The organism is Promicromonospora sp. NPDC023805, from assembly GCF_040639635.1.
Classification (GTDB): Bacteria; Actinomycetota; Actinomycetes; order Actinomycetales; family Cellulomonadaceae; genus Promicromonospora.
Genome location: NZ_JBFAAH010000004.1, coordinates 58,579 through 74,259, shown reverse-complemented (window position 1 = coordinate 74,259; position 15,681 = coordinate 58,579). Strand labels below are relative to the sequence as shown.

The window sequence follows — 15,681 nt, the reverse complement described above, 5'->3', positions numbered from 1 at the left end:
TGGAGCTGGTCAGTCCTCCACGGGCTCCGGCACCTCCGTGTCGAAGCCCTCGTACGGCGGAACCTTCACGGTGCGCGCACCGGGCTTGCCGCCGAGCACGATGGTCCGGTAGCTGACGTTGTTCGACGCAGTCCGCTCGTGCAGGTTGCCGTTCGGGTTCACGGTGATCTTGATCTGGTAGGTCCCGTTGCGCACACCGGTCAGGTCGAACGCCTGGGTCTGGTACTGGCTGTAGGTGTCGCCCCAGCCCGCGGGCAGGACCTCGCGCAGCCACAGGGCGGACCGGTCACCGCAGGCGCTGTCGAGGCCGGTGGCCTCGGGCCGCCAGACGGCGCCCTTCACCGACAGGTCTACGGGGTCGGTCGGCACGAGGCACCACGACTGCTTGCCGCTGGTCGTCACCAGCTTGCCCTTCGGCGTCACGAGCTCGTAGCTCGCGAAGTCGAGGAAGTGCCAGTGGTCGTGCTCGGGCGCCTCGTGGTACTCCATGGTGCCGGTCTTGGTGTTACCCACCTCCTTGCCGTCCCGGTAGAACATCTGGTAGGCGTCCATGACTTCGGCCGAGCCGCGACGGTAGCCCTCGACGACCAGCGGGCCGGGTCCTGCGTTCCACTCGTGGGCGTGGAAGGTGAGCCGGTCGATACCCGCCTCGTCCACCTCGTTGCCGATCTGCCACGCCGGTACGGACACGAGGTCCGGGAGGCTGTCCTTGGCCGGCTTCTTCGTCGACGGCGTGGTGCCCGCCTGGCCGAGCGACGGGACGTCGCCGGTGTGCTCCTGGTTGTCCAGCGTGAACAGGTTCGTGCGGTGCTCGTTGCCCGAGCTCTTGGAGTGGCTGCCGTGGGCGCCGCCCTGCGCACGCAGGTTCTCTGCCCGGGTGGCCAGCGCGTCGTCCTCCGCGAGGGTGCTGAAGCCTTCGGCGGGCTCGCCGAGGAGCTCGCTCGCGATCTCCTCGCACCCCCATACCTGGCACTCGTCGACGAGCTCGATCTGCTGTGTCACGGAACGCCCCTTGGCGGGCAGACCGAGGAAGTCCGCCACCTGGCCGTTGATGGTGGTCGTCATGACGAGGTCGGTGCGCTTGGTCTCGATCTCGAAGTACGCGTCGAGCTTGGCGGCCCAGCCCTCCTCGACGCCGAACACTGTCGACTTCGTGAACCAGTTGCCGCCGCAGAACGCGGGGTAGAGCGGCTCGGTGCGGCCGGTCGGCTGGATGCGCTGGCGTTCACCGCCACCGGTGCAGAGGCTGCGGGTCTCCTCGAGCAGCACCTCGCCCTTGGACGTGGCGATCTTGACGGTGAGGCCGCCCTTGAAGCCGTTGAGCCCGTCGACGATGGCGGCGGGGGCCTGCGTGGTGGTGCGCTTGTTACCGCGGATCACGGTCTTGGTGAGCTTGACCGGAGCGGACGCCGTCGCGCGCTTGGCCTGGAACTCGTAGCCCTGGCCGTACGCGCCGATCCAGACCGGCGAGTCGATGTAGACGAACCCGTCGTACGTGTAGCCCTGCGCAGTGTCACCCGTCGGGACGAGGTTGAGACCGCGCCGAGGTGCGGCCGACTCCGTGGTGGTGTCGGCGACGGTGGTCGTCGCGGCGGTGGTGGTCGGCTGCGTGGCTGCGGAGGCGGACACGACGTTCGCCGCGGCTCCCTCTCCGAGCAGCCCGAGCGCGAGTGTCGCGGCGACGCCCATCGTGAGCAGACGAGGCGATGGACGGGACAAACTGCGTGCGGTCATGAATCCCCCAGGGGTGAGGACAGAAAGCCTGTCGCACGTAGGGACGCGCGGGCCGACCGAACCGTTGCCCTCCTGGGGGAGTTCACCCCGCCTTGTCACCTAGAGCACGGAGTCGTATGACACGATGCGAACGTGCTGAAAGTCGTTCTCTTCGATCTCGACGACACACTCGTGGACCAGGAGGGCGCCTCGCGCACGGCGCTCCTGGACTGGCTGCCCGAGCTGGGGCTGGGCCTCGACGACCCGGACGAGCTGGTCACCGCCTGGTCCACCATCGCGGAGGACGCCTTTGCGCGCTACCAGCGGCGCGAGATCACCTTCCAGGACCAGCGGCGGGTCCGGGTACGCGAGTTCCTGGGCGCTGACGCCACCGACGCCGAGGCGGACGAGCTCTTCTCGGGGTACCTGTCCCGCTACGAGCGGGCCTGGATCGCGTTCGACGACGCCGTGCCCGCGCTGCGCAGGGTGCGCGACGCGGGCCTGGTCGTCGCACTGCTCACCAACGGCGACTCGGCCCACCAGCGAAGCAAGCTGGAGCGGACCGGCCTGGCCGAGCATCTCGACGTCGTCGTCGCGTCGGACGACCTGCCGGCGGGCAAGCCCGAACCCCGCGCGTACGCCGCGGCGTGCGAGGTCCTCGGCGTCTCGCCGGGCGACGTGCTGATGGTCGGCAACGACGTCGAGAAGGACTTCCAGGGTCCGCGCGACGCCGGGATGGGCGCCGTGCTGCTGGACCGGCACGACCGGCACCCGGAGGTCGTGGACAGGATCCGGACGCTGGCCGACGTGCCGCTGGCCGGGTAGGCGGCCTTATCCGTCGAAGCGGCGTTGATGGCGGGTTCGAGGCAGGCGTCGCGGCGAGTGATTCGTGCAGCAGGCTGCTGCACAAATCGAGTGCATCGGCTCAGGCGCCGATCGGTCAACGAGCTGTTGACCAATTGCATCGACGCCGATCGCTTCAGACCAATACCGGCTCCGGGTCCCTCGGCTCCGGGTCTTCCTCGATCAGCGACGGCCCGTTGTTCTGTACCTTCCCGACGGCATCACCCACGAGCCGCGTGGTCAGCGGTGCGTTGTCCACCGTCAGTAGCTCGGACGCGTCGCGGACGGCAGGGTCCAGCCACGTGTCCCAGGCGTCCCGCGGCAGCACGAGCGGCATACGGTCGTGGATCGCCGCCATGGCGTCCGACGCCGGCCGGGTCACGACGGTGGTCGACACCAGCCAGCGGTCCGGGTCGGTCTCGCTCGCCGCGGGGTTGCGCCAGAACTCGTACAGGCCGGCGAAGGCGGCCACGCCGGCGTCCGCGGGATGGATCCAGTACGGCTGCTTCGGCACCTTCTTCGAACCAGGCGCCGTGAGCGACACCAGCTTGCGCCACTCGTAGTAGCCGTCGGCGAGCACGAGGCAGCGCCGGGCCACGAACGGCTTGGCGAACGCCGGCTTGTCGTGCAGGGACTCGGACCGTGCGTTGATCATGCGCGCGCCCACGCCAGGATCCTTGGCCCAGGACGGCACGAGCCCCCAGCGGGCCAGCCGCATGGACCGCGCCACCTCCGTTGAGCCCTTGGCGGCGCGCTCGACCACTATCCGGACCGGGTCGGTGGGCGCCACGTTCCAGGACGGCGGCAAGAGCCGCGCGTCCTCGGCGAGCTCGGCGATCGCGAGCTCGTCAGCGAGGTCCTGGGTGTCCGTGAAAGAGGCGAAGCGTCCGCACATGAGACCAGCATGCCCTGAGCCACCGACACTCGCGGGCCCGGTGAACGGGGCTCGCACGAGGTGGGAGATCGAGATCACCCTGTTCACGGTCGTATCGATTCGATAGAATGGGAGCCATGCCATCCGAAGCGCCGTCGAGCGTGCCCTCAGTCATGCCCGCGCGCCGCGCTCCGTCGCCTCGATCGGCCCTCAAGTGGGTGATCATGCTCGGTGCGCTGGCGTGTCTGCCCGCCCTCACCGTCGACATGTACCTCCCCGCGCTGCCGCAGGTCGCCTCCGACCTCGGTACCTCCGACGCGCTCGCCCAGCTCACCGTCTCCTGCATGCTCATCGGTGGTGCGCTCGGCCAGCTGGTCATCGGCCCGCTGACCGACCGCTTCGGCCGTCGCCTGCCGCTGATGATCGGCATCGGCATGCACGTCCTGGTCTCGCTGGCCTGCGCCGTCGTGGACGACATCCACCTGCTCATCGGCCTGCGCCTGGTGCAGGGCTTCTTCAACTCGGCGGCGAGCGTCGCGGCCATGGCCACCGTGCGTGACCGGTTCGTCGGCGCCGAGGCCGCCCGCATCCTGTCGCGCCTCATGCTCGTGATCGGTGTGGCACCGATGCTCGCGCCGTCGCTCGGGTCGATAGTGCTGGAGGCGTTCGCCTGGCGCTGGATCTTCGTGGTGCTCGCGCTGATCGGCGCCACGCTCGCGGTGATCGTGTTCTTCGTGATGCCGGAGACGAACCCGGTGGCCCGTCGCACCACCGGCGGCGCGTCGTCGGTGGTGCGCGGCTATCGCACGCTGCTCCGCGACAAGCACTTCATGGCGCTGGCGCTCATCCCCGGGCTCGCGATGGGGGCGCTCCTGAGCTACGTGGTGGGCTCGCCCTTCGTGTTCCAGCAGGGGTACGGCCTGACGCACGGGCAGTTCTCGCTCCTGTTCGCGATCAACGGGCTCGGCCTGGTGCTCTCCGCGCAGGTCAACGCGACGCTGGTGCGGCGGGTCGCACCCATCCGCCTGCTCCGCACGGCCCTCGTGGCGCAGCTCGTGATGTCCCTTGTCCTGCTCGCGGTCGCGATCACGGAGTTCGGCGGCCTGATCGGTCTGCTGGTGGCGCTGTGGCTGGTCCTGGCGTTCCAGGGCCTCATCCCGGCCAACGCGTCGGCCCTGGCCATGTCGCGGCACGGCGAGATCGCGGGGACGTCAGCGGCGATGATCGGTGCCATCCAGTCGCTGCTGGCCGGCGTGGTGTCGCCGATCGTCGGCCTGTTCGGCAGCGACACCGTCGCCATGTCCTCGGTGATGCTCGGCGCGGGCCTTGCCGCGTTCGTCGTGCTGGCCTCGGCCACCCCGGCGTACCGCAAGGGCGGCTGGCACGCGCCGATCTGACTGTTCATCCCGAGGTCGGGCGGGATTCACCAGGACGTCGGCTCCGCAGTCTTGGCTCGCACGTATGAGTACACCCATGCGCACCCGCGCCTCGCGCGCGGTGGCCGCCGCCGCGGCCGCCTCGCTGCTGCTCCCCGCGGCCGTCGCCGTCGCAGCGCCCCAGCAGGGCCCCGGTTCGAGCTCTGAGCACCACGCCGGCACCTACCTCGCCGCCACCCTTGCCGGTCGTGCCACGCTGTCGGCCGACTACCTGGCCGAAGGCCCGCCGTCGGGCGCCGCCGCCTCGCCCGGCAACGGGCGGCAGGGCCCCTGGGACGGCCAGGTGATCCCCGGCTTCTCCGCGATGGTCGACAACCACGACGGCACCTTCTGGGCCCAGCCGGACAACGGCTTCGGGGCCAAGGGCAACTCCGCCGACTTCCTCCTGCGCAACTACCTCGTGCGCCCCCAGTGGAACACCGGCAGCAAGGGCTCCGGCGCGATCAAGGTCCTCGACTTCGTCGAGTACAACGACCGCAACGACGTCCTCGACTTCGACATAGTGAACGAGGACACCGACGAGCGGCTGCTGACCGGCGCCGACCTCGACATCGAGTCCCTCGTCCGGGCCGCGGACGGCACGTTCTGGGTGGGCGAGGAGTTCGGCCCGTTCCTGCTGCACTTCGACGAGGACGGCACGCTCCTGGAGGCCCCGTACGAGTTCCCGGACGGCAGGTCGCCCGGCAACCCGTACCTGGAGCCCGGCGAGAAGCCGAACGTCGGCGGGAGCCGCGGCTTCGAGGCGATGGCCTCGAGCGGCCGCTACCTCTACCCGGTGGTCGAGGGCGCCCTGGCCGACGACGCCGACGTCCGCCGCCGCTGGATCTACGAGTTCGACACCCGCCGCGGCGAGTACACGGGCAAGCGCTGGGCGTACCAGACCGACCAGCAGGCCAACGTCATCGGTGACGCGTTCGCCACCGGCCGCGACACCATGCTCGTCATCGAGCGCGACGACTTCGAGGGTGACCAGGCGGTCACCAAGCGCGTGTACGAGATCGACCTTGGCCGGAAGGACCGCGACGGCTTCGTCCGCAAGGAGCTCGTGGTCGACGCCCTGCGGATCGCGAACCCGCGCGGCATCGACAAGGGCGAGGGCTACGGCCTCGGCGAGACCTTCAGCCTGCCCGTGCAGTCCTTCGAGACGGTCCTGTTCGTCGACCGGGACACGCTGCTGATCGGCAACGACAACAACTACCCGGGCAACGACGCGCGCGTCACCGGCACGCCGGACGACACGGAGATGGCCCTCGTCGACCTCAAGAAGAAGCGCGTGACGGACGACGGCGTCACCGTCGTCGGGCACCGCGGGGCCTCCGGCTACCGGCCCGAGCACACGCTCGCCGCGTACGAGACCGCCATCAACCAGTGCGCGGACTACATCGAGCCCGACGTGGTCTCCACCAAGGACGGCGTGCTCGTCGCCCGGCACGAGAACGAGATCAGCGGCACGACCGACGTCGCAGCCCACCCGGAGTTCGCCGCCCGCCGCACCGCCAAGACCATCGACGGCACGTCGATCACCGGCTGGTTCACCGAGGACTTCACGCTCGCCGAGCTGCGCACCCTGCGTGCCAAGGAGCGCCTGCCGCAGGTCCGGCCGCAGAACGTCCCGTTCGACGGGCTCTACCTCGTCCCGACCCTCGACGAGGTCCTCGACCTGGCCCGTAACAGCCGCACCTGCGACGGCGCGCCCGTCGGCGTCTACCCGGAGACCAAGCACCCGACGTACTTCGACTCGATCGGCCTGTCGCTGGAGGAGCCGCTCGTGCGCGAGCTGGGCCGGAACGGCTTCGACCGCGCCGACGCCCCGGTCATCGTGCAGTCCTTCGAGGTCGGCAACCTGCAGGACCTCGACGACCTGACCGACGTCCGCCTCGGCCAGCTCATCAGCAGCAGCGGCGCACCCTACGACTTCGTGGCCGACGGCGACCCGCGCACCTACGCGGACATGGTCACCCGGAGCGGGCTGCGCGAGATCGCGTCCTACGCCGACGGCATCGGCGCGGAGAAGAACGTGCTGATCCCGCGCAAGGCCGACGGCACGCTCGGCGCCCCGAGCACCGTGATCCGCGACGCGCACCGTGTCGGGCTCGAGGTGCACACCTGGACGTTCCGGCGGGAGAACCAGTTCATGTCCGCCGAGTTCCGGTCCTCGACCGACCCGAACGGGATCGGCGACCTCGTGGGCGAGATCCGCGTCTTCATGAAGGCGGGCCTGGACGGCTTCTTCACCGACAACCCGGACCTCGGCGTCGCCGCGGTGAGCTGACCAGCACTCCCACTTAACGGGCCCCGTGCCGGGGTACATGCTTATGCTCCGCATGTGCCCCGGCACCTCAGCAACCAGCGCAGTCACCGCGTCGCGCGAGCGGTGACGCTCTTCGTCGTCGGTGCGGTCACTCTCGTAGCCGTCGCCGGCGCGGCCGTGTACCTGGACCTCAAGGAGCAGATCGGCGTCAGCGACGTCTCCGGCCTGGTCCAGGTGCAGAAGCCCGCGGATCCCGACGACCCGTTCACCGGGCGCAGCCTCAACATCCTCGTGCTCGGCACCGACCTGCGCGGAGGCGAGAACACCGAGATAGCCGGCGAGGGCGACGGCGGTATGCGGTCGGACACCACGATGCTCGTCCACGTCTCCGGGGACCGGTCACGTATCGAGGTCGTGTCCATCCCGCGCGACTCGCTGGTCGACATCCCCTCCTGCAAGCTGCCCGACGGCACTGAGTCCGGCGCCTCGTACGGCATGTTCAACAGCGCGTTCACCATCGGCGGCGGCGCCGAGGAGGACCTCACGTACGCCGCCGCCTGCACCATCTCCGCGGTGCAGACCCTCACCGGCGTTCCCGTCACCAACCACATGGTGGTGCAGATGGACGGTGTGGTCGAGGTCGTCGACGCGCTCGGCGGGGTGCGCATGTGCCTGCCCGAACCGCTCGTGCAGAACCCGGCGTACGGGCGCTTCGAGCTGCCCGCCGGGGAGCAGACCCTCGACGGACGCCAGGCCATCAGCTTCCTGCGGGCCCGCCACGGCACGGGCCTCGGCCTGGAGCAGGGCAGCGACCTCACGCGGATCGCGCGGCAGCAGGCGTTCGTCGACTCGCTGGTGCGCCAGGTGCTGGACCAGAACGTCGTGACCAACTCGCCGCAGCTCTACCGCACCATCCGGGCGGTGCTCCACGCGATCTCCGCGGACCCGAGCCTTGCCGACCCGGCGGCGCTCGCCGGCCTCGCCCTCAGCATCCGGGACATCGACCCGGCGAACATCGTCTTCACCGAGCTGCCCGTCGTGGCTGCCCCGACGGACTCCAACCGGGTGGTCTGGACCGAGGACGCCGCGGCGATCTGGGCGCGGCTGGCTGCCGACGAACCGCCGCCGGGGCACGAGGCTCCCGGACCGGGCGCTGCCGGCGGTGGCAAGGAGTCGGGGACGCCGTCGGGCGGGTCGTCAGGTCCGGCGAACGGCTCGGGCGCGGGCGAGGAGAGCGGTTCGGAGGGCGGCCCAGGGGACACGACGACGCCGTCGAACCGGCCGAACCCGTCCCCGTCGCCCTCGCTGCTGCCCGGCGTCTGTGCCGACTGAAGTCCTTGCACGAACTGGAACCTGCCTGGGAAGCCCAGGACTTATTTACACGATTGTTGCACTGAGGCCATAGTCTCCGGTGCGTGGCGAGTGACTTCTGGACGGCAGTCCGACCTGTCGGCGAGATTATCCAAGGGGTACCCCGGCACGCTCGATCGGGCGAACGCCAGCCCCGTCACGTGCGTAGCTGGCGCAAGATGTTCGTGCTCCGGGGCGTCACGATGAGCGTCGTGGGGGTGATGGCGTTCGGTTCCGCGGCGGCGGCGACGGCGTACCACAACGCGATCTCGCAGATCGATGTCCAGGATCTGGACGGCCTGGTGGCCGAGCAGGTCAAGCCGAAGGACCCGTCGGACCCGTTCAAGGACGAGCCGGTCAACCTGCTCCTGATGGGCACCGACATCCGCGACGGCACGAACGCCGACATCGGCGGCACGGTCACCGGTATGCGGTCCGACACGACGATGCTGGTGCACATCGCGGCGGACCGGGAGTGGATCGAGATCGTGTCGCTGCCACGCGACACCTTCGTGGACATCCCGTCGTGCGAGCTGCCCGACGGCAGCCAGACCCAGCCGTACCGCGACAAGTTCAACGCGTCGTTCGAGGTCGGCAGTGGCGACACGTCGCTCATGCATGCCGCCGCGTGCACGATCAACACGGTCAACGCGATCACTGGCGTGACCGTCACCAACCATGCAGTGGTCAAGATGAACGGCGTGATCGACGTCGTCGACGCGATCGGCGGCGTGAAGATGTGCCTGCCCGAGGCGATGCACGGCAACCCGGAGTCGGCGCGGATCGATCTGCCCGCCGGCGAGAACCGGCTCGACGGCAAGACCGCCATCCAGTTTCTCCGGGTGCGCAAGGGCACCGGCATGGGGCTCGAGATGGGCAGCGACCTGACTCGGATCGAGCGGCAGCAGTCGTTCATCAACGCCACGCTGCGTCAGATCCTGTCCGCCGAGACGCTCGCCGACCCGACCAAGACCTTCCGCCTGATCAATGCGGCGCTGGGCTCGCTGAGCGCGGACCCGGACATCGCCGACCCCGGCAAGGTCGCGGGCCTCGCCTGGTCGCTCCGGGAGATCGAGAAGCGCAACATCGTGATGACGAAGATCCCGGTCTACGACACCACCGAGGGGATCAAGAGCGGGCTCGCCTGGGGCCCCGAGGCCGCCGAGATCTTCGAGCGCATGGCGGCCGACATCCCGCCGGACAAGGTGGTGCTGCCCGAGGCGGAGCCGTCCGGCTCACCGAGCGCGAGCGGCGGTGGGACCGAGGGCGGCTCGGAGGGTGGTGGTGACGCCGGAACCGGCGAGACCGACGCGGGTACCGGAGACGCGGGTACGGGCGACGGAGGGGCCGAGACCGGCGGCGACGCCGGTGACCCGGCTGACGAGACCGGCACGTCCGACGGGACTACGAAGCCCGTGACGCCGAAGCCCAGCCCGAGCCCCGAGGAACTGCTCGACGGCGTCTGCGCCTGACGGCTCAGGCCCCGCCGAGGACGAGCGACAGCGCCACGACCACCATGGTCAGCGCGACGACGCTGTCGAGGACGCGCCACGCGCCAGGCTTCTCCAGCAGCGGCGCGAGGTAGCGCGCCCCGTAGCCGAGCGCGACGAACCAGGCGGTGCTGGCTACGCAGGCGCCGAGCCCGAACCACCAGCGGTCGTCGCCGTGCGTCGCGGCGAGCCCGCCCACGAGCACCACGGTGTCGAGGTAGACGTGGGGGTTCAGCCAGGTCAGGGCGAGTGTCGTGGCGACGGCGGCGCCCACCGTCCGGTTCGTGACGCTGTGCCGGCCCATGACCACCCGCTGACCCTTCACGGCGCGGTACCCGGCCATACCCCCGTAGACGAGGACGACGAGGGCGCCTGCCCAGCGCGCGATCTCGACGACGAGCGGCGCGCTCTGGATCATGGAGCCCAGCCCGCCGACCCCTGCCGTGATCAGCAAGAGGTCACTCACCGCGCAGATGCCGGCGACGAGCCCCACGTGCTCACGGCGCAGCCCCTGGCGGAGAACGAAGATGTTCTGCGCCCCGACAGCGACGATGAGCGATAGACCGAAGGCCATGCCTGCGAGGGCGGAGAGCATGGCTGAACGGTAAGAACTTGGGCGCGGGATGTCCGGTTCATGATTCGGAAGTGCAGAAGACTGAATCACGGTTAATGATGGGGGTACGTCCAGATTTCACACAGGTAGCAGTTCCCGTGGTGCTTCTTTTCGCAGAGCTGCCGTGACGCTGTCCAGCACGGCTGAGCGCAGCTTCCACTGCTGCAGGTGGAGCGGGACGTCGACCGTCGTGCCGGGCTCCAGCAGTGCGATGTCGTCTCCGGCGGCGCGCCCGCCGAGGGAGGGCGTGTCCAGGAGCATCCCCCAGCCGAGGCCGAGGTAGATGCTCTCCTCGTACTCGACGGTGCTCGGCACGTGGTGCCGCGGTGGCCTGGCCCCCGGAGCTCGCTCGCGCAGGAACATGTCCTGCAGGTCGTCCGTCCGGTCGAAGACGATCACCGGTGCTGCGGCCAGGGCCTCCGGCGTCGGGCCGTGGGGGAACCAGCGCCGCGCGAAGGCGCGCGTGCAGGCCGGCCGGTAGCGCATGATGCCGAGCGGAGTGCTGCGGCAGCCCTGGACCTGCGCCGTCTGGGAGGTGACCGCCGCCATGACGACGCCCTCGCGGAGCAGGTCCGCGGTGCGGCTGTCGTCCGCACGGTGCAGGTCGAACGTGACCCCCTCGACCTGCGCGAGGGCCGGCAGCACCCAGGTGGCCAGCGAGTCGGCGCTGACGGCGAGGGGCACGGTCACGAAGCCGCCGGGCGCGCCGCCGTCGGCCTCCCGGCCGTCCGGGTGCGCACGCGGATCGTCCGCGCCGAGCTCGGCCGCGACCTCCGCGCCGAGCAGCTCCGTCTGGCGGGCGAGGCGCAGCAGCGCCTGGCCCGACGCCGTGGCGACCACCGGCCGGGCACGCCGCACGAGCACGCTCCCCGCCGCGTTCTCCAGCGCGCGGATGCGCTGGCTGACGGCGGACGGCGTCACGTGCAGCACCCCCGCCGCCGCGTCGAACGAACCCTCGGCGACCACGGCGGCCAGCGCCTCGAGCTGGCGGGAGTCCCATCGCATGCCACCAGTCTGACCTATCTTCAGTTCTGCTCACGCGGCCTGAGAAACATGAACTGGTCTTCACTGGCTTGGTTGCCTAGCGTGGAAGACATGCTCACCCTGCTCGCCGGACTCGGATTCGGTCTCTCGCTCATCGTCGCCATCGGTGCCCAGAACGCGTTCGTGCTGCGCCAGGGGCTGCGCCGTGAGCACGTGGCCGTCGTCGCGGCGATCTGCGCCGTCTCCGACGCGTTGCTCTACGCGGCGGGCGGCGCGGGGTTCGGGCCGCTGGTGGAGCGCTGGCCCGACGCGGTGGAGGTGATGCGCTGGCTGGGCGCCGCCGTCGTGCTCGGCTACGGGGCGATGGCCGCCCGGCGCGCCGTGCGCGGGGACACCAAGCTCGCGGCGGCCGAGGACGGCGCACTGGGCGACAGGCCGGGCCGGCGCCTGCGTCCGGTGGTCCTCACGACGCTCGCGCTCACCTGGCTGAACCCGCACGTCTACCTCGACACCGTGCTGCTGCAGGGTTCGGTCGCGGCGACCTACGGTGACGACCGCTGGCTCTTCACCGCTGGCGCGATGGTGTCGAGCATCATCTGGTTCTGTGGCCTCGGCTACGGCGCGCGCCTGCTCGCGCCGGTGCTGAAGCGTCCTGGCGCCTGGCGCGTGGTCGACGGCGTGATCGCGCTGATCATGCTGGCCGTGGCGGTCTCGCTGCTCGCGGGCTGACTGGCTGACGGGCCGACCGGCGCGGCCGGCTAGCTCAGCGGGACCCCCAGTCCGGCCAGGCGGGTCGCCGCCTCGCGCAGTACGGACTCCTGTTTGACGAAGGTAAATCTGATGTGCGAGGCGAGCGTCCTCCCCGACGGCGAGCCCGCGCGGCAGAAAGCCGACGCCGGGATCGCCACCACGCCGGCGAGCTCGGGCAGACGGCGGCACAGCTCGACGCCGTCGCGCAGCCCGAGGCGACCGATCAGGTTCGACGCATCGGCCATCACGAAGTACGTGCCGGCCGGGCTGTTCACCGTGAAACCAGCCGCTTCCAGTCCCGCGCAGAGGAGGTCCCGACGCTCGGCGAGGGCCGCAGCCAGGGCGCGGGGGGTGTCGTCGTCGGCAAGGGCCTGGGCGATGGCGGGCTGGAACGGTGCGCCGGACGTGTACGTGAGGAACTGCTTGACCGTGCGAACGGCCGTGACCAGGTCGGCGGGCCCGTGCAGCCATCCGACCTTCCAGCCGGTGAACGAGAACGTCTTGCCCGACGACGAGATGGTCAGCGTCCGCTCGGCCATGCCCGGCAGCGTGGCGATCGGGATGTGCTCGGCGCCGAACGTGAGGTGCTCGTATACCTCGTCGGTCACCACTATCGCGTCACGCTCCTGAGCCACCGCGGCGACGGCGGCCAGCTCGTCCCTGGTGAGCACCGCCCCTGTCGGGTTGTGCGGGGAGTTGAGCACGATCATCCGCAGGCGAGGCGATGCGGCCGCACGGAGCGCCTCGACGTCGAGCCGGAAGCCGTCCGGCCCGGGGACCAGGGGAGCGGTCACGTGCGTGGCGCCGGACATGCCGATCGAGGCCGCGTGCGAGTCGTAGAACGGCTCCAGCGTGAGCACCTCGTCGCCGGCGCGGGTCAGCGCGAGGATGGTGGCGGCCAGCGCCTCCGTGGCGCCGGTGGTCACGAGCACCTCGGTGTCGGGGTCGACGTCCAGCCCGTAGTGCCGCTTCTGGTGGTCCGCGATCGCGCGGCGCAGCTCCGGCACGCCGTCGCCCGGCGCGTACTGGTTACGGCCCTCCTCGATCGCCCGGATCGCCGCCTGCTTGACGTACTCGGGGCCGTCGACGTCGGGGAACCCCTGGCCGAGGTTGATCGCGCCGGTGCGGACGGCAAGGGCCGACATCTCGGCGAAGATCGTCGCGGCGACGGTGCCGTCGTCGGCGAGGAGGCCCGCCGCGCTCGCGGTGTCCTGCCAGCGGTCCCGGCCGCGGCCAGGTGAATGGAGGGAGCTCATGGGGTCGACGATATCCATCCCGCGTCTACCTCGAGTTCATCTCGGGCATGCCGGACAACCCTCTTTACCTGCGCGTATGTGGACAACCCTGTGGATGTGGTGGATAACTCCGGGCCTCGGGGAAAGTTATCCACAGGGCGCCCTGCGAAGGTGAACATTTAGCTCCGGCGTGGCCGGCCTTGAGCGTCACCGAGTCCCGACAGCTGCTTCGCTCGCCGGGGGCGGCAGGCCGAGCTCGGCGGCGGCCTGTCGGACGAGCAGGTCGACGTCGGGCCACACCACTTCCTGCGCGAGCCCCGCCAGCTCGCGCAGAGCTGGGCTGTTCATGCCGAGCGCCAGAGCGCCCGTCGCCGACCTCGTGATCCGGTCCCGGTCGCGTTCGACGTCGTCCAGCCACAGACCCCACGTGATGTTCAGTTCGGTGGTGAGTGCCGTGGCGTTGCCGTGGTCGACGGCGACGAGCGGCCACCAGTGCCGTTCGCCCAGGTACTCGGCGGCGTCGTCGTGGTCGAGCCATATGCCGTCGAGGACGGCCACGGCGTGATCGAGGACCCGGTACACGGCGAAGTGCGCGACCGGTGCCGGCCAGTCGTACCGGGTACCCACCGGGACCGTGTTGCGGACACAGCCGACGAGCTCGGTCGCCGCGACCTGTCCGAACACCGCGGTGGTGAGCTGTTCGACGGCGGTCTGCGGGCTGCCCTCGGGCACGGGTGCGGTGGGGAGGTCCCAACCCGGCCTGTCACCGGTACGGGGCCTGCAGAAGATTCGGCCGTCCGAGTCGGTGACCAGCAGTCGCACGAGCCCTAGCGGGCTGGGTGCCGGGTCCTCGGGGTCGTGGACGACGACGTCAGCGCGGCCGCCGGGGGGCAGCCACGGCGCATCGGGCAGACAGGACAGGACGAGCACGCGCCCCACCGTAGCGGCGAGTGGCGCACCGACGAGGTCGACGGGAGATGGATCCCCGCCGAGGGAGAGGCCGCGGTGGGGATCCTGCGCAACCTGGTCGAGCGGCACGGCATCTCCCCGACGGGCATCCTGGTGCTCGCGCCGTTTCGAGCGGTGGCCAAGCAGCTCGAGGACCTCGCCAGGAAGAAGATCCCCGCTCCTGGGCCGCTGAGCGGCCCAACCTGCTCAACGTCGCGGTCTCCCGCGCCGAGCACCGCCTCTACGTCGTTGGCAACCGGGAGAACTGGGCCGACAAGCGCTACTTCAGCACCCTCGCCGGACGGCTTCCGGTGCGGCGGTACGTCGGCGACACACAGGAGTGGGCCTGACGGCTGGCTCCGCCTGAGCGGTTCTGTGCCACGGTGCTGGGCTGACAATCTCTGGACGCTCCAGACACAGGCGCGCTGGTCAGGCGTCGTTCGCGGACTCCCGTGCGCGGCCGATCGGCAACGACCGGATGCGGATCTCTTCCTCGCCGACGACGGCGATCGCACCCGCCTCCAGATCGTTGGCGATCACAGGGAGGTTCGCTACGAGCAGCTGAGCGAGCTCCTCCGCGCGCCGGCCGTTCTCGTCCGCCGCAGCAGTACGAACGACGGTCCCGAACGGTTCCCGGCCGCAAGGAGCGCGCCAAAGTCCGAGTCCGCCGAGACGAGCACCTGACCCGCGGTGGCCGCGGCGTCGAGCACTACCGCGTCGGTGGCCGCGGCCAGCCCGAGGTCGCGGACGTGCTGCACCTCGAGACCGGCGGCCGACAGGAGCTCGACGAGCCGCACCGACAGGTTGTTGTCGAGCAGGAGCCTCATGCGGCCGAAGTCAGGGGGACGTGCCGCTCACTGGCAAGGTCGGCCGCGAACCGCAGGGCAGCGGTGACGTCCTCGGGAGTCAGGTCGGGCAGGTCCGCGACGATCTCGTCCGTGCTCATCCCGTCCGCGAGCATCGCGACGACTGTGGCAGCAGGGATACGAAGGCCCCGGATCGTCGGGACGCCACCCATGACCGCCGGGTCCACAGTGATATGCGAGGTCGTCATGGAACCACCATAGGGCGCGACGCCGCCTCCCGTCCGCTTTCTGTCCTCGGCTGGGCGCGCGGATATCGCGGGGCTGCCCACTTGCTCGTATGGGATGTCTCGGGCTGGCAGGGAGTTATCCACAGGCAGTCCGTCGTGAC

General features: G+C 70.4%; 14 protein-coding genes. 6 read left to right on the top strand and 8 right to left on the bottom strand.

Annotation, left to right across the window (positions count from 1 at the left end):
• Window positions 1-9: 9 nt before the first annotated feature.
• Window positions 10-1,734: a lysyl oxidase family protein gene (locus AB0F70_RS06515; protein WP_357444957.1), complete on the bottom strand. Its 1,725-nt coding sequence runs from the start codon at window positions 1,732-1,734 to the stop codon at window positions 10-12.
• A 132-nt stretch (window positions 1,735-1,866) separates the two neighbouring features.
• Between AB0F70_RS06515 and AB0F70_RS06510 the strand changes: the two genes are divergently transcribed.
• The gene (locus AB0F70_RS06510; RefSeq protein WP_357444954.1) at window positions 1,867-2,538 is read left to right on the top strand and encodes an HAD family hydrolase; all 672 of its coding nucleotides are present in this window, start codon (window positions 1,867-1,869) and stop codon (window positions 2,536-2,538) included.
• A 154-nt stretch (window positions 2,539-2,692) separates the two neighbouring features.
• On the opposite strand, the gene AB0F70_RS06505 is transcribed toward AB0F70_RS06510, so the two are convergent.
• Entirely contained in the window at window positions 2,693-3,451 is a 759-nt protein-coding gene (locus AB0F70_RS06505) for an SOS response-associated peptidase (RefSeq protein WP_357444951.1), read from the bottom strand.
• 116 nt (window positions 3,452-3,567) lie between these two features.
• Here AB0F70_RS06505 and AB0F70_RS06500 point away from each other — a divergent pair, with 116 nt between their 5' ends.
• From AB0F70_RS06500 to AB0F70_RS06485, 4 genes are all read left to right on the top strand, one after another.
• Entirely contained in the window at window positions 3,568-4,827 is a 1,260-nt protein-coding gene (locus tag AB0F70_RS06500) for a multidrug effflux MFS transporter (protein ID WP_357444948.1), read from the top strand.
• Window positions 4,828-4,891: 64 nt separating this feature from the next.
• A complete protein-coding gene (locus AB0F70_RS06495) occupies window positions 4,892-7,138 on the top strand; it encodes an esterase-like activity of phytase family protein (RefSeq protein WP_357444945.1) in 2,247 nt (748 codons plus the stop codon).
• A 54-nt stretch (window positions 7,139-7,192) separates the two neighbouring features.
• Window positions 7,193-8,449 carry an LCP family protein gene (locus tag AB0F70_RS06490; protein WP_357444943.1) on the top strand — a complete coding sequence of 419 codons (1,257 nt, stop codon included), beginning with the start codon at window positions 7,193-7,195 and terminating at the stop codon, window positions 8,447-8,449.
• Window positions 8,450-8,628: 179 nt separating this feature from the next.
• Window positions 8,629-9,939, top strand: coding sequence for an LCP family protein (locus AB0F70_RS06485; RefSeq protein ID WP_357444940.1), 1,311 nt, complete (start codon window positions 8,629-8,631; stop codon window positions 9,937-9,939).
• Between the two features lie 4 nt (window positions 9,940-9,943).
• On the opposite strand, the gene AB0F70_RS06480 is transcribed toward AB0F70_RS06485, so the two are convergent.
• Both AB0F70_RS06480 and AB0F70_RS06475 read right to left on the bottom strand, forming a co-directional pair.
• Complete coding sequence (locus AB0F70_RS06480) at window positions 9,944-10,552, bottom strand: LysE/ArgO family amino acid transporter (RefSeq protein WP_357444937.1); 609 nt, start codon at window positions 10,550-10,552, stop codon at window positions 9,944-9,946.
• Between the two features lie 96 nt (window positions 10,553-10,648).
• Complete coding sequence (locus AB0F70_RS06475) at window positions 10,649-11,575, bottom strand: LysR family transcriptional regulator ArgP (RefSeq protein WP_357444934.1); 927 nt, start codon at window positions 11,573-11,575, stop codon at window positions 10,649-10,651.
• 90 nt (window positions 11,576-11,665) lie between these two features.
• Between AB0F70_RS06475 and AB0F70_RS06470 the strand changes: the two genes are divergently transcribed.
• The gene (locus tag AB0F70_RS06470; protein ID WP_357444932.1) at window positions 11,666-12,283 is read left to right on the top strand and encodes a LysE/ArgO family amino acid transporter; all 618 of its coding nucleotides are present in this window, start codon (window positions 11,666-11,668) and stop codon (window positions 12,281-12,283) included.
• A 29-nt stretch (window positions 12,284-12,312) separates the two neighbouring features.
• Here the strand turns inward: AB0F70_RS06470 and AB0F70_RS06465 are convergent, their stop codons facing one another.
• From AB0F70_RS06465 to AB0F70_RS06450, 4 genes are all read right to left on the bottom strand, one after another.
• Window positions 12,313-13,560: an aminotransferase class I/II-fold pyridoxal phosphate-dependent enzyme gene (locus AB0F70_RS06465; RefSeq protein WP_357444929.1), complete on the bottom strand. Its 1,248-nt coding sequence runs from the start codon at window positions 13,558-13,560 to the stop codon at window positions 12,313-12,315.
• A gap of 186 nt (window positions 13,561-13,746) precedes the next feature.
• Window positions 13,747-14,577, bottom strand: a complete 831-nt coding sequence (locus AB0F70_RS06460; protein WP_357444926.1) for a hypothetical protein — start codon at window positions 14,575-14,577, stop codon at window positions 13,747-13,749.
• A gap of 461 nt (window positions 14,578-15,038) precedes the next feature.
• Window positions 15,039-15,314 carry a DUF5615 family PIN-like protein gene (locus AB0F70_RS06455; RefSeq protein WP_357444923.1) on the bottom strand — a complete coding sequence of 92 codons (276 nt, stop codon included), beginning with the start codon at window positions 15,312-15,314 and terminating at the stop codon, window positions 15,039-15,041.
• Window positions 15,311-15,541 (bottom strand): DUF433 domain-containing protein, encoded by a 231-nt coding sequence (locus AB0F70_RS06450; protein ID WP_357444920.1) that lies wholly within the window; start codon window positions 15,539-15,541, stop codon window positions 15,311-15,313. The genes AB0F70_RS06455 and AB0F70_RS06450 overlap by 4 nt, the downstream gene beginning before the upstream one ends.
• Window positions 15,542-15,681: the final 140 nt, after the last annotated feature.

Coding starts and splice junctions, on each gene's coding strand:
- AB0F70_RS06500 (WP_357444948.1), top strand. CDS start 3,568: ATGCCATCCGAAGCGCCGTCGAGCGTGCCCTCAGTCATGCCCGCGCGC.
- AB0F70_RS06470 (WP_357444932.1), top strand. CDS start 11,666: ATGCTCACCCTGCTCGCCGGACTCGGATTCGGTCTCTCGCTCATCGTC.
- AB0F70_RS06505 (WP_357444951.1), bottom strand. CDS start 3,451: ATGTGCGGACGCTTCGCCTCTTTCACGGACACCCAGGACCTCGCTGAC.
- AB0F70_RS06515 (WP_357444957.1), bottom strand. CDS start 1,734: ATGACCGCACGCAGTTTGTCCCGTCCATCGCCTCGTCTGCTCACGATG.
- AB0F70_RS06455 (WP_357444923.1), bottom strand. CDS start 15,314: ATGAGGCTCCTGCTCGACAACAACCTGTCGGTGCGGCTCGTCGAGCTC.
- AB0F70_RS06465 (WP_357444929.1), bottom strand. CDS start 13,560: ATGAGCTCCCTCCATTCACCTGGCCGCGGCCGGGACCGCTGGCAGGAC.
- AB0F70_RS06475 (WP_357444934.1), bottom strand. CDS start 11,575: ATGCGATGGGACTCCCGCCAGCTCGAGGCGCTGGCCGCCGTGGTCGCC.
- AB0F70_RS06480 (WP_357444937.1), bottom strand. CDS start 10,552: ATGCTCTCCGCCCTCGCAGGCATGGCCTTCGGTCTATCGCTCATCGTC.
- AB0F70_RS06450 (WP_357444920.1), bottom strand. CDS start 15,541: ATGACGACCTCGCATATCACTGTGGACCCGGCGGTCATGGGTGGCGTC.
- AB0F70_RS06495 (WP_357444945.1), top strand. CDS start 4,892: ATGAGTACACCCATGCGCACCCGCGCCTCGCGCGCGGTGGCCGCCGCC.